We start from the raw sequence: 14,584 nt of genomic DNA, 5'->3' as shown, positions 1-14,584 counted from the left end.
AGCGATTTCCTCACTGCGCAATTTTTTCATCATGCTTGCTACTAATAGAGAAGCGAAATGTTTGGACCATCAGGGAACTACGTACTTCACCGTGTAGTTTCTGATTACTATAAAATAAAAGGGCCGGCAATCTGCCGGCCCTTACATGTAAAACTAGCCGTTGCGTTACTGATTATTCTTCATGCAGTATCTTTCATTAAACAGCTGAATTCAATTATAGTTTAATCAGTTTTACCAATTTGCGTGTTTCACCCTGGCGTACTTCAACATAATATACTCCCGGTTGCAGTTTATCACCAAAACTCACGACCCGGTTGCTGGTAGTAGTCATTCGTTCAACTACCTGCCCGTAGTTATTTGTGATCGTAATGTGTACTTTTTCTAAACTGCTGCCGGTAATATCAAGCGTAAACTCTTGTCTGCTTGGATTAGGCCAAGCTTTAAGTGTAAACACTTCTGCTGCAATTGTAACCGGTGTGCCATTTGTGCCATTGCCAGGAGTATTGGTAAGCGACAATTGCGGTTTGATGCTGCTGTTGCTTACTTCTTTGGAATTGAATGTAACATCAGAAGTTGCATCAATGGCAGTTGATATTATGCGTAAAGAAAGGATCTTGTCGCCTGCCAATTCATTCAACACTTGTGGCGTAATTGTCCACTCGGCCCAACCACTGCTTTGGCCGGGTATGGTTGCCAGCAATGTTGTTGATGCAGGTTTGTTATTCCATTTAATACCTGTCTCTGTCCATGTATCACTTGGCACATAGTACACCTGCCAAGTTGTGTTGGTTACTGTTGCATTTGCTGATGCAATATTCAAGCGCAACGTTGCCGTGTTGAATGACGATAAACCATTCAGATCAAACTTGAGGAATACTTCCCTGTTATAACTTGTTACATCTTTCTTTACAGAGAGTGCCGTAGATGTACCATAATTCTGATTCTTATAACTATTGCCATCACGCACATATGCATCAGCAATTGGGGTAACAATTGTTGTGTTAATCACACTCACCGCAATTGACCCCGATGTGTCAACTCCTCCATTACTATCCGTTGCAACTGCTGAAAGTGTATAACTTCCTGCAGCGACATTGCTCCAGTTAAAACTGTAAGGAGCAGTAAGATCTTCGCCAAGTTTTGTCGTACCCTGGAAGAATTCCACTTTACTTACTGTTCCATCAGCATCGCTTGCCGTTGCATTGATGGTAAAGGTAGCAGGCGCATTGAATGTTGCGTTGTTGGCCGGTGATGTAACAGCTACTGTTGGAAGTATATTGGCACTTGTAACTATAATTGCAATTGCAGATGATGTTGTAATGATTCCATCATTATCTGTTGCTTTTGCAGTAAGTGAATAATTACCCGCAGCTACACTGTTCCAGTTGAAGCTGTAAGGTGCTGTAATATCTTCACCAAGTTTTGTAATGCCCTGGAAAAATTCAACTTTACTTACACTGCCGTCGGCATCATTTGCTGTTGCATTAATCGTAACAGATGCCGGAGCTGTGAATGTTGCATTGTTAGCTGGTGATGTAATGGAGACTGTTGGAGCAATACCCGAATTACAGATGCCTATATTCATTTCTGCCGCTGTGGTAAATTGCTGACCATTTACTTCACTCAAAGCACGGAAACGAACAAATTTACCTTGCTTCTCAGCAAACGTTATTACTTTTTCTGTTGCATCATTTGCAAAAGTTCCTGTAGCAACTGCTGTACCCCAATTTAATGAATCAGTTGAGACATAGATTTCAAACTGACCAACCCGTCCATTTGTTCCACTCTGTCTTGGTAAATATTTAAAGCTATTTACGGTATAGGTTGTACCTAATGACAACTGCACTTCGTGTGGTAAGGGAGCAACACCACCGCCATATTGTGTATGCCAGATAGTTGCCGGATTTCCATCAAATGCATTTGTAACTGCACCGTTCTCACTTGATGTTTCCTGGCTATCGAAATAAAATACATTCAGGTTTCCTTTCGATACATTGGTTGAACCAGGACATGTGACTACTGCATTAATATTTACAGGAGCGGATGTAACATAAGAGCCACTGTTATCGGTTGCTTTGGCGGTAAACACGTAACCACCAGCTGCAATGTTATTGGCCGTATAAATGTAGGGTGATGTAATATCTTCGCCAACCTTAATACCATTTTGGAAAAATTCAACTTTTGTAATATTTCCGTCGGCATCAGTTGCTGTAGCAATTATCTGCACATTTGAACCAACTGCAACGGCTGCATTATTTGCAGGCGATGTAATGTTTACAACAGGCGATGCACCACCTGCACTTTGCAATGAACATTGCCATATACCTCTGCCATAAGTTGAAACACGCAATACGCTATTGCTTGAATTGTTAGCATCATAAAAAATGTCCATGCCCGTTATGCTTGCAATAGTGGGCAAGTTGCTGCCGCCGAGATAAGCCCAATCGCTGTTGCTTGTTTTCTTATAGTAAACAGATTGTGCCGTGATAGCATACACAATTTCCTCTGCTGCCTGCGATGTGTCTGCTATAAGCTTAATTACACGTTGGCTGTTTATTGTTGTAGTAACAGAACCGCTTCCTACAGATGTCCATGTTGCACCCTGATCGGCCGAACGATAGATATACCCATCACTCGACATATACACAACACCGCTTTTAAACACTGCTAAACTTCCACGTTGTGGTGTGCCTGATGGCATTGGCGCAGGAGCAACAGTGGTAAATGTAGCTGCTCCTAATGCATCCATACTACGCACAATTGTTTTATTTTTCTGCAGAATGTATAACACATTTGCATCAGCAGGCGAAACGGCCATTGCATACATCTGTGTGGTTGGTGTAAAGCCGTTCAAAGCTGTCCAAACCGGTGTTGCTGTTTGTAAGTTGCTCGTTTTATAAACTGCATACACAGCACCTGTTGTATTACTCTGCGCATAAAACCCTGCATTGGCATCTTGGTATGAAGCTGCATATAAATCGTTATTACTTGCAGTGCCCGGAACACCCAATGAAACTTCGGAACCAGAGGGTGAATTCATCAAATCCCGGTGTCTTGCATTTTGAACATAAATAGCCCTGCCCACATTCGTATTATCAAAAAAGTATTTACTGGTGTAATCGCCGCCACGATTGGTTTTCCATGCACCATCTTTATAAAACACTTCTCCGTTATCCTGTGTGCCTCCACCAATCAATTGTTTGTATTGATGGCTGTTTCCAAAATTATAAAACTCAGTACCGGACATTCCATTTGATTTTGGTGTCCATGTATTGGTTGCTACACGATCCCGGTTTACCCATACGCCACCATCATTCGCATTGAACAGTTGATTATGATTATTTGGGTTGAACACAAGATGATGCTGATCGGTATGAAGAACATATGCCCAGCTAGCTTGTGCCTGTGTCCACGATGTTCCGCCATTTGTACTCTTCCAGATAATATGTGCACAAGTGTAAAGTGTATTGGCATCTGTTGGGTCGGCTTCAATTTCCCAGTTGTAATTGCCCTGCCCATTATCGTTACCATTATATCCGTTTAAGTTTGGTGCGTCATCGCCTTTCTTCAACGTAAAGTTTGTACCACCATCTACCGATTGATAAATGATACCGCCTTTAACAGGAGCTTCGGTATTGCTGCCTACATATCCCACATAAATTACATTTGGATTTGCGGGAGTTACAGCTACTCTTCCTCCATTAGATAATAATGTAGAACTGAGTGTTGTAGTTGTCCACGTACTTCCAAAATCGTTTGATATATAAATATTCTGATTGTTTCTTGCAACAGCATAGAGTGTGCTGCTGTTAGCAACTGCCTTCATGCATAAATCTGTCATTTGTGCAACAGGTGAAGTCAGTGTCCATGTAGTACCACCGTTTGTTGTTTTATATAAACCGTCGTTTGCAGCTGCCACCAATACATTGTTATTTGTTGGCGACATTAAAATTTCTATTACGAGTTTGTTACCCATGCCGGTATTACTTAATGCAAACGAGGCACCTCCATCTGTCGATTTCCATACACCGCTTCCATTGCTGTAATAGTTAGCATCACCTGTACCTAAATACAATGTATTGTTATTCGTATAGTCGATGCAGATAGATGCAAGACCAGTACCTGTGGGAAATACATTAGTACCAGGTACAACAGCCCAGGTTGTTGCAGTATCATTACTTACAAAAACGCTGTGCGGCAATACGGCATACATACGAAGAGGATTTACAGGATCGAACTTAATCTGCGAAACACGGCCTATACCGTTGATCTGTCCTGAAACATTTGTTGGAAAAGCAATCGGACCAATCTCTGTCCAGTTGGAGGATTGTGCGGAAGAAGGATAATGGAATAAGAGAACAAATACGATCGTTACGATCGTAGGTAAAAATATTTTTTTCATTTTACAGTAGTTGTTGGTTAATCAAACAATCGTTTCAATTATTGGTCGGATGTTTTTTCTTTTTCCTTCTGCTCCTGTGTCTTTCGCTGCTGTTGTTGGGTTCTCCATTCATTAATGCGGTCGTTCATTCCTTTTATTTTGCCATCTGGCTGTACAAAGGGTTCCACTTCTCTCATCCACCACAAAAAGCGCTTGTACTCAAACGCATATTTCTTTGCAGCGTCTTCTGTTGTTAATCTTCCTTTCTTTTGTTTGATCGATTGCTCTTTCGCCTTGTCGCCAACCGATTCAAACAGTTCGCCTTCTTCAACAGGTTTTTCACGTGTCTTCCAATAATCATTGAAATTTTTAACCGCTTCAAAATAGTTTACGTTCGGGTCATCCATCATAGTAACCCATTGTGGCGGTTTCACTTTACTCTGCGCTGTTGCAGAATAATTAAACAGCATGCATAGCAATAGCCATGCTGCACTTTGCAGAATTCTGTCTCTTTTCATGAATAACAGTTTTGGTTGTTGAATAATAAAAATTGTTGCAGTTTATGGTACCGGTTAAATTGTTATGGCAATAGTATTCGCTAACAGTTATCAAAACTGTTTCATCACTATACATCGATAAGGCTGGAGGATTTAAGGTCTACTAATGTAATATAGTTTGCATATAACTTGTATGCGCAAACGGTTGCCTAAAATTGAATTGTGCAATTGTCAATTAAGCAATTAATAGAACGTCAAAATTGAAAGGAAGAAGAATGAGTATAAAATTACGGCCAACAAGTTGCTTAAAGAAATAATTAGGTACTATTGAAATTGTTCGTAGCTGTAAGTTTTGTTTTCTGGTTAGTTTGAACCAGAGGGAACAGTCAACACTTCTCCTTCTCTAACAGGTATTCCAAAATTCGGTGTGCCATCTTTGTTGCTGGTAAATTTTTGTGCATGTGGTTAGCGAAAGCTAACGCAGCCCTGATTGGGTTTGGAGTTGGCGTGATATAAATGCAATTCTCTTTTCCATCGGGGGATTTGAAGAATGAATTATGGCCCGGTGCATACACACTGTTATTGAGATGTTGCGCTTCTCTTTTTTTTACTATAAGCATCCGGCGATACAATGCCGATCCATTGTTTATCGTTGTAAAAACGATTACCACCTTTCAATTTCATAATGTATGATGCATAGCCGGGTGCAGGTGGTGCAGGGTCATAATAATCATGAATGATGCGCAACATAGGATGCACCAAGTTTGTTTTCTTCTCCAGCTGTTCAATTTCATGCACGGCCTGTTACATAGCGCAAATGGGCCAGAGATATGAATACGGATTATCGTTTGGCTTTGACGAAACCACATCTTTATAATAACCAGCTGAACTATCGTAGATTTTTTTTTGAATAGCTGTCTGCAACTGCTTCATCTCCTTATAGTACTTACCCTGTGCAACCAGGAAATGACATGTGAAAAAAGCCAAGACCAAACAAAGAATACGATTTTTTATCATCGCCATTTTATTTAATAAGCAGTTTGCAATTCCACCATGCAATTTAATAACACAAAGTGTGAGCCCGAAAACATCAATACTTAACCAATTGTTATTGACGACACATCAGGCTTACACTTAATTTATCATTTAAGGAAGAGAAAGAGCATTTCTATTGCTTGGTCATTGAGCCTTTCATTTCAAAATTTACCTTGTACAATTGCTGGTGCAACTGGAATAATTTTTCAACAGGCATTTTAATTTCTTTACGGTCGTAGGTCATAATGCCGTTTGTTTCCACTTCCACATCAGTTGTTTGGGTGTATACTGCTGCAGATAATCCTTTTGTAATAAGTGCAGGGATGCGATTAACGAACTCAGCGTACCTGTTCCACAACTCCGTACTATTTTTAAAACTCTGGTAGCCCCAGTTATTCTTTTCCTGCCATGTATGATTTTCTACCGGCAAACCTAAACCACCAAACTCTCCTAACACTAATATGGTACTCTTACCAAACAATTCAGGTTGCGGCATTAAAGGTTCAGGATAATTATGCAAGTCAGTAATATGACCTACATCTTCAAAGTTGCCACCACTTGCTGTATTCACTAAACGAGATGGATCTTTCTGCATCGTCCATTCAACAATTTCTTTTGTTTTGAATTGACCCCATGCTTCATTGAATGGAACCCATACAACAATACTCTGAAAGTTGTGCAGATCCTGCATGATCTCTGTCCATTCATTGCGAAAGATCGATTCCGATTCTGCAGTTCGTTGCTTATCTGTTGCACGACCATAAATACCCGGGCGGCTTTCCCAATTGTTACCCAAATCGCCACTTGGCATATCCTGCCACACCAACATTCCCATCATATCGCAATAGTAATACCAACGTGCAGGTTCTACTTTCACATGTTTACGAATCATGTTAAAGCCCATCTCTTTTGTTTTTTCGATATCGAACTTCAACGCTGCATCTGTTGGTGCAGTGTATAAACCATCAGGCCACCAACCCTGGTCTAAAGGACCATATTGAAATAAAAACTGATCATTCAACATCATACGCTGAATACCACTTGCGTCAGGCTTCATAGAAATTTTGCGCATAGCAAAATAACTGGTTGCTTCATCAATGGCTTTTCCTTTACGCAAAACTGTAAACTTAAGATCGTATAAAAACGGATTTGTTGTTGACCATAATTTAGGATTTGCAACGGCCAATGTAACTTCATTGCTTGTTGCAACAGTTTGCTCAGCGACTTTTGTTGTGCCATCCCAAGCACTGATAACAAGTTGATCACCTGCCTGCATGTTTTCAACTTTTGCACTTACACGCACCGACTTGCGATCAACATCAGGTGTTTGTTTTGTTTCAGTAATATAAGTTGGAGCTACAAACTCTGCCCATACTGTTTGCCAAATGCCGGTGACAGGTGTGTACCAAATGCCATGAGGATTCTTTACTTGTTTTCCTCTTGGCTGAGGACCATCATCAGATGGATCCCAAACACGAATAGCAATATCCTGTTTAGAGCCTTTCTTTAAAGCAGCAGTAATATTAAATGAAAAAGGATCGTAGCCTCCTTTATGTGACCCAACTTCTTTTCCATTTACAAATACGGTGCATTGCCAATCAACCGCACCAAAATGCAGCAATACATTTTTATTTTTTGAGGATGGAATTGATACTGTTCGTTTATACCACAACACACTATCCTTACCTACTGTTTTGCCCACACCTGACAGTGAAGATTCAACAGCAAATGGTACAAGAATAGTTCCCTGTGATGCTGCAGGAATAGATTGTTCAGTTTGTGGCAAAATGGAATATTCCCAAAGGCCATTCAGATTAACCCAATTGTTGTTGCGTACCAATTGTGGCCGTGGATATTCCGGTAATGGATTTGTGGTGTTTACTTTTTCGGTCCAGGGAGAGCTGATCTTTCCGGGCACAATTTTCCATGTTTGCTGGGCATGTAGCTGGTTGAGTATTAAAAGCAGGATTACTGCAAGCAGTTGTTTCATATTTCAATCAATAATTGTGTACAATAAATATTGCCTATGATGGTAAACGGCAAGCCTTGTAAAAATAAAGCTGTATAACGGCATTTTGCGTTCATTTAGTTTTCATTAAGTTTTGGCTTAAACGCATTGCATTACTTTTAGTAGCCTAAACAAGCATTAATTTTCTTACATTAACATTCAAAGAACAGGTATACGATGATGAACAGAATATTTCGCTTAAATAATTGCTTTTTACAATTGCTGTCGCCCTTATTATTAATCGTTCTGCCTACTGCTGTAGCGGTGGCACAGCCAACAAAAAAAGATACTGCCTGGTCTGGCAATCCCTTATTCAAAGGTTGGTATGCCGATCCGGAAGCCATCATCTTTAACAAGCAGTACTGGATATACCCTACTTATTCAGCACCGTACAATAAACAGGTTTTCTTTGATGCATTCTCATCGAAAGATCTTGTTACATGGACAAAGCATGAACGTATTTTAGATACAGCCGCCATTAAATGGGCCAAGCGTGCAGTGTGGGCACCTTCGATCATTAAAAAGAAAAATCAGTACTTCCTTTTCTTTGGTGCCAATGATATTCAGAACAACAATGAATACGGCGGCATTGGTGTTGCAGTTGCAGATAAACCACAAGGGCCATACAAAGATCATTTAGGCAAACCGCTTGTTGATAAATTTCATAATGGGGCACAACCTATTGATCAGTTTGTGTTTCATGATCAAGATGGCAAGTATTACCTCATTTATGGCGGGTGGCGACATTGCAATATTGCACGACTGAAAGACGACTTCACCGGTTTTATTCCATTCAACGATACAACTACGTTTAAAGAAATTACACCCGAAGGTTATGTGGAAGGGCCGTTTATGTTTATCCGCAATGGTAAATATTATTTTATGTGGTCGGAAGGTGGTTGGACAGGCCCGAACTATAGTGTGGCTTATGCTATTGGCGATTCACCCTTCGGCCCGTTTAAACGTGTAGGGAAAATTCTGCAGCAGGATCCAAAGATCGCAACAGGTGCAGGACATCATTCGGTGATCAATGTACCGGGAACTGATGAATATTATATTGTTTATCACCGCCGGCCTTTAACCGAAAAAGACGGTAACTCAAGAGAGACCTGTATTGAATATTTGTCGTTTGATGAAAACGGCTTTATTAAGCCTGTTGTAATAACGAATGAAGGTGTAAAAGCAAGAAGGATAAAATAAAAGTAACGGCAACTGGAAAGTTGCCGTTTTACTTGACTGCTGATGTTTAACCCTAAAAGACTGCTGCTAATGTTGCCTGCTGAGTTCAAAAACTATGCAGGGTTTATTTCTCAATAATCATTTGCCGTGTTTATTCGTCATCACAAATACGATCTCTCCGCCATTCATCAGATCTGCATGTTTGATCGCTGTTCCGGTTAATGCGTTACCGTTGATCAAAACAGATTTCACATACATATTCTTTTTACTTTGATTCTGTACCGTGATCTTCAGTTGTTTTCCATTCTCTAAGTTGAAGACTGCATTGTTTACAATGGGGCTACCAATTTCGTATTCATCTGAACCCGGTGCTACGGGATAAAATCCCAATGAGCTGAAAATATACCAGGCACTCATTTGTCCGCAATCATCATTGCCACCTAATCCGTCAACTGTTGGTTTGTATTGGTTTGCAAGGATTCGGCGGATCAGCTCCTGCGTTTTCCATGGCTTGCCAGCAAAATTGTATAAGTAAGCCACATGATGTGCCGGTTCGTTACCATGCACATACGTACCAATAATACCTTCACGGGTAATGTCTTCTGTTTCTGCAAAATATTTATCGGGCAGGTACATGGTGAAGAGCGAATCCATATTGGCCAAAAACTTTTTCGTACCGCCCATTAATGCAATCAAATCAGTTGGATTATGGGGAACAAAGAAACTATAGTTCCATGAGTTGCCTTCGATTAACCCTTGTCCATGTGTACTCATGAGATCAGCATTGGGCAAAAAGTTGCCATTTGCATCTTTGCGTTTTACAAAGCCATCTTTATCAAATACATTTTTGTAATTCACCGAACGTTTAATAAACTCATCATACACATCCATGCGACCTACTTTCTTTGCCAGTTGTGCAATGGCCCAATCATCATAGGCATACTCCAGTGTATTGGAGATTGATACGCCTGATTTTTCAGTCGGGATATAACCATACTTGATGTAATCGCCAATGCCTTCGTAATTACTTCTGCGTGCAGTGGTAATACATGCATTCAATGCTGCATTTGCATCAACATCCGTCGTCCCTTTTACAATTGCATCTGCCAGAACAGCTGCACTGTGGTAACCACTCATGCACCAGTTGTCGTTTGCATAATGGCTCCAGATGGGTAGCATGTGCAATGCACTTTGGTTGTAATGCGCCATCATCGATTTTACCATATCGCTGTTGCGTTTCTGCTGCAAAATATTGTACAACGGATGCAATGCACGATAAGTATCCCACAACGAAAACGTAGTGTAATTGGTAAAACCTTCTGCTTTATGATTGTTCTGATCAAGGCCACGGTATTGCCCATCAACATCCATAAATGTATTTGGTGCAACAAACGCATGATACATCGCTGTGTAAAAATTCTGCTTTGTTTCTTCGTTTGCATCAATTTTGACACGACTCAACTCCTTCTCCCATTTAGCACTTGCTTCGGCAGCTGTCTGCTCAAAATTCCAATGCGGAATTTCGGTACGCAGATTTAGTAACGCACCTGCTGAACTTACACCCGACAATGCAAACTTCATCTTTACCTTTTCGCTTGCCTTTGTATCGAAGTTGAAATAGAGTTTCAGTTGACGACCGGCGAGATCAGGAAAGTTTTCCTTCTGGTTGAACTTGCGCCAGAAACCACCATACATTTCCTGTTTTTCATTTACACTTCCGTAACTCTTGATTGGTTTTGAAAAAGTAATGGCGAAATAAACCGTTCTTGTTCTTGCCCAACCCAATGTTTGGCGATAACCGGTAATGAGTGTATCGTTTTCTACACGAACAAACGTCCACACATTCTTTTCAGGATAATTATAAATGCCATGCACCATATCTAAAATGATATGCGCATCAATGGTTTCAGGGAATGTATACTGATGAAACCCCACACGCTCTGTTGCAGTTAACTCTGCTTTTACTTTGTAATCATCTAACACCACACTGTAATAACCGGGACTTGCTTTCTCTGTTTCATGGCTGTAAGCGGAACGGTAACCACTGCGTGGCACAGTTGCAACACCCGGATTTAATTTCAATGCGCCAACTGTTGGCATCACTAAAAAATCACCAAGATCAGAATGTCCCGTACCGCTGAAGTGTGTGTGACTGAACCCAACAATAGTTTTATCGGTGTGCTGATAGCCCGCACAATATTTATACATGTTCGGGTTATAACGTCCTTTATCTAAATACTGCAAGGTATCTGTATCAGGACTCAACTGTACCATACCAAACGGAACTGTAGCGCCGGGAAATGTATGACCCATTTTCGCTGTACCGATCAATGGATTTACATAGGAAGTTAATTTCGTCTGCTGTGCAGATGCAGCCGCTGTTATTCCTAACGCCACGATCCATGCACCTGCTTTTATCTTATTCAACATGTTCATCATTCTAATTGTAAGTAATCTCTACGCCTGGACTTGCACTGTACTCCGTCCACAATTCATCCACTGTTTTACCGGTGTTTATTTTCCAGAACTCAGCTGAGTATTTGTTGGTACGAGCTGCATCATCCAGCTTCACCACAAAATCTTTTTGGTATTTCTGAGTGATCCATAACAGGAAACGTGCAGTGATACGATAGGCACTTTTATAACTATGTGTCGTCTGCAATTCAGGCATTGCCCATTTACCTTTTACATTGTTAATGCCTTCTGTTGCACGCACATAATCAGCAATACCTTCTGTAACCCAGCCCGGCACATTGTTGAACTTGTATGCCTGTGTTACATGCATCAGCTCGTGTGTTACCACATCAATATCTTCCGGGTTTTTATGAAACCATGCAGGATTGTAAACAATACGATTGTCAGCCGTTGTTACTGCTACTCCATCATATTTTGGATCGATCACAAAATTGATCGTCTTCTTTGCATTGAGATTGTACTTCTGTATCAACTTGGGATATTGCACAAAAAATGCATCGATCATCCTTTGCTTAAACTCTTTCGTTAAACTGCTTTCTTCATCGATCATGTAAAGCGTTAAACCATTCTTTGTAATCGTATCAGGCTTTGCAGGCAAAGTGATGGTTGATAAACCCGGAGGCTGAATGCCTTTTACCTTATCGTACAATGCTTTTTCATCTTTCGAGAATGAATAAGGCAGATCTGATTCTTTGGTTACTCTTGCTTTATCAGGAGTATTGCTCATGTTTAAAGCAAACGTACCGCCTTTAATTACATCAGTGTAAGAAAGCCATGTTTTACTGTAAGCTGCACCGTTTAATGTTTGTGCTTTTACATAACGGTTGGTTGCACTGTTGGCCGGCGCATTGATCACAAATTTCTTTCCGTCTTCCAGCGTTAATGTTACTTTCTTAAACAAAGGCGCACCTATTACATACTGATCACTTCCCGGGCATACCGGATAAAAACCCATTGCCGAGAAAATATACCAGGCAGATGTTTGTCCGTTGTCTTCATCACCACAATAACCGTCAGGTGTTGGTTTGTATAAACGGTTCATTGCTTCACGTACCCAGTATTGTGTTTTGTACGATTCTCCTGCATAGTTGTAGAGATAAATCATGTGTTGTATAGGTTGATTACCATGTGCATATTGTCCCATGTTTGCGATCTGCATTTCACGTATTTCATGAATAGTGCCGCCATAATAACTATCGTCAAAAATTGGAGGCAAAGCAAAAACAGAATCGAGCATGTTAGCAAACTGTTTACGTCCACCCATCAGGTTTGCCAGGTTATCAATATCATGGAACACACTCCAGGTATAATGCCAGCTGTTACCTTCAGTAAACGCATCACCCCATTTTAATGGATTGAATGGTGCCTGAAAATCTCCTTGTGCATTTTTGCCACGCATCAGTTTACGTTCTTTATCAAATACATTTCTATAGTTGAGCGAACGATGTGCATACAATTCAATTTCAGATGCAGGACGGCCTAACTTCTGTGCCAGTTTGAAAATGGTGAAATCATCATACGCATATTCCAATGTACGTGCAACATTCTCGTTGATCTTTACATTGTAGGGCACATAACCCAAGGCATTGTAGTACTTCACTCCATAACGACCAACAGCATGCATCGGCCCTTCGTTATTTGCCCCATTCAGCAACCCTTCATAGAGCTTATTAATTTCAGTGATCTTCGCACTTTTCAAATATGCATCTGCTACAACAGAAGCAGAGTTATTACCCACCATAATATCTGCAAAACCAGGGCTGCTCCACTCAGGAAGAAAGCCGCCTTCTTTATAAGCATTCAGCAAACCTTCCTGCATTTCTTTATTGACAGAAGGATAAACCAAATTCAGGAAAGGATACAATGCACGGAACGTATCCCAAAAACCTGTACCGCCATAGAGATACCCTTTTTCTGTTTTTCCATTGTACGGACTGTAATGCACAATTTCGCCTGCAGCATTTTTTTCGTAAAGTTTATTCGGAAACATCACTGCACGGTAGTAACAGGAATAAAAAGTTTTCAATTGTTCTTCTGTAGCACCTTCAACCTGGATCTTCGACAAAACTGTGTTCCAGTATTTTTGTGTTTCTGCTTTTACAACATCAAAGTTTTTGCTGCCCACTTCATTTTTCAGATTCAGTTCGGCCTGTTCAATGCTGATGAATGATGAAGATGTTTTAACGATCACCTGTTGATTTGCTTTTGTAATGTTAAAGCCAATTACTGCACCTGTTGTATCGGCTTTTACTTCCAGTCCATCCACATACTTATCTTTCGACCATACTTTTTTAAATGTAAATGGAGTGTTGAACTGCAGTACAAAATAGTTGGCAAAGTTTTTCAATCGCCCTCTTGCATGATAGGTGCTGTAACCAACAATCTTATTCTCTTCGGGAATGATCTTGATATAACTACCTCTGCGGAATGCATCCACCACTACAAACGCACTATCTGTTGAATGATACGTGATGCGGAAAATTGCTGCACGTTCAGTTGGTGTAAGTTCTGTTGTAATATGATGATCGGCCAGGTACACACTGTAATAATGCGGTTGCGCCACTTCGGTTTTGTGTGTAAACCAACTAGCACGTTCTTCCTGTTTAAATACTGATTTCTTTGATACAGGCATGATCGAGAACACACCATAATCATTCATCCATGGCGATGGCTGATGTGTTTGTTTGAAACCACGGATCTTATCGGCCGTGTACGTGTATTGCCATCCGTTACCGTTGTCGCCTGTTTGCGGCGTCCACATATTCATCGGCCACGGTGTACCAATGGCAGGATACGTATTACCATTTGAAAGATCGGGTTTCGATAATGTACCCATTAACGGATTTACATACTGCACAAGGTCTTTTACCTGTGCCGATACTGCTGCTGCACATGAAAGGGCCAATGCCACTATCATTACTTTTCTTTTAATCATGTGATTTATGATCCTTTATTTGAATTGCGAAGTAAGATTATTTTCCAGAAGATATGTATCGATTGTTACCAGAA

7 protein-coding genes are annotated in these 14,584 nt (G+C 40.6%); 1 reads left to right on the top strand and 6 read right to left on the bottom strand.

All coding sequences use genetic code 11. The features are described from left to right. Positions 1-214 precede the first annotated feature (214 nt). The 4 genes from WG954_RS16680 to WG954_RS16665 all read right to left on the bottom strand — a co-directional run bounded on the left by WG954_RS16680 (position 215) and on the right by WG954_RS16665 (position 7,903). Positions 215-4,402 (bottom strand): Ig-like domain-containing protein, encoded by a 4,188-nt coding sequence (locus WG954_RS16680; RefSeq protein ID WP_340437876.1) that lies wholly within the window; start codon positions 4,400-4,402, stop codon positions 215-217. A 38-nt stretch (positions 4,403-4,440) separates the two neighbouring features. Next, entirely contained in the window at positions 4,441-4,899 is a 459-nt protein-coding gene (locus tag WG954_RS16675; RefSeq protein ID WP_340437875.1) for a hypothetical protein, read from the bottom strand. 558 nt (positions 4,900-5,457) lie between these two features. Then, positions 5,458-5,676 carry a hypothetical protein gene (locus WG954_RS16670; protein ID WP_340437873.1) on the bottom strand — a complete coding sequence of 73 codons (219 nt, stop codon included), beginning with the start codon at positions 5,674-5,676 and terminating at the stop codon, positions 5,458-5,460. 370 nt (positions 5,677-6,046) lie between these two features. Next, on the bottom strand, positions 6,047-7,903 hold the full coding sequence (locus tag WG954_RS16665; protein WP_340437872.1) for a glycoside hydrolase family 2 protein: 1,857 nt from the start codon (positions 7,901-7,903) through the stop codon (positions 6,047-6,049). Positions 7,904-8,098: 195 nt separating this feature from the next. Between WG954_RS16665 and WG954_RS16660 the strand changes: the two genes are divergently transcribed. Then, entirely contained in the window at positions 8,099-9,121 is a 1,023-nt protein-coding gene (locus WG954_RS16660) for a glycoside hydrolase family 43 protein (protein ID WP_340437871.1), read from the top strand. Between the two features lie 117 nt (positions 9,122-9,238). Here WG954_RS16660 and WG954_RS16655 read toward each other — a convergent pair whose 3' ends face one another. Both WG954_RS16655 and WG954_RS16650 read right to left on the bottom strand, forming a co-directional pair. Then, positions 9,239-11,530, bottom strand: coding sequence for a GH92 family glycosyl hydrolase (locus tag WG954_RS16655; RefSeq protein ID WP_340437870.1), 2,292 nt, complete (start codon positions 11,528-11,530; stop codon positions 9,239-9,241). A gap of 10 nt (positions 11,531-11,540) precedes the next feature. Then, a complete protein-coding gene (locus WG954_RS16650) occupies positions 11,541-14,510 on the bottom strand; it encodes a GH92 family glycosyl hydrolase (RefSeq protein ID WP_340437869.1) in 2,970 nt (989 codons plus the stop codon). Between the last annotated feature and the right edge of the window lie 74 nt (positions 14,511-14,584).

Origin of the sequence: Lacibacter sp. H375 (assembly GCF_037892425.1) — a bacterium.
Taxonomy (GTDB): domain Bacteria; phylum Bacteroidota; class Bacteroidia; order Chitinophagales; family Chitinophagaceae; genus Lacibacter.
Note: the sequence above shows the minus strand (reverse complement) of the source record. Positions and strands in the feature narration are given on the sequence as shown.

Bases quoted from the DNA above. Each gene is read 5' to 3' on its own strand.
- WG954_RS16655 (WP_340437870.1), bottom strand. From the start codon at position 11,530: ATGTTGAATAAGATAAAAGCAGGTGCATGGATCGTGGCGTTAGGAATA.
- WG954_RS16675 (WP_340437875.1), bottom strand. From the start codon at position 4,899: ATGAAAAGAGACAGAATTCTGCAAAGTGCAGCATGGCTATTGCTATGC.
- WG954_RS16665 (WP_340437872.1), bottom strand. From the start codon at position 7,903: ATGAAACAACTGCTTGCAGTAATCCTGCTTTTAATACTCAACCAGCTA.
- WG954_RS16650 (WP_340437869.1), bottom strand. From the start codon at position 14,510: ATGATTAAAAGAAAAGTAATGATAGTGGCATTGGCCCTTTCATGTGCA.
- WG954_RS16680 (WP_340437876.1), bottom strand. From the start codon at position 4,402: ATGAAAAAAATATTTTTACCTACGATCGTAACGATCGTATTTGTTCTC.
- WG954_RS16660 (WP_340437871.1), top strand. From the start codon at position 8,099: ATGATGAACAGAATATTTCGCTTAAATAATTGCTTTTTACAATTGCTG.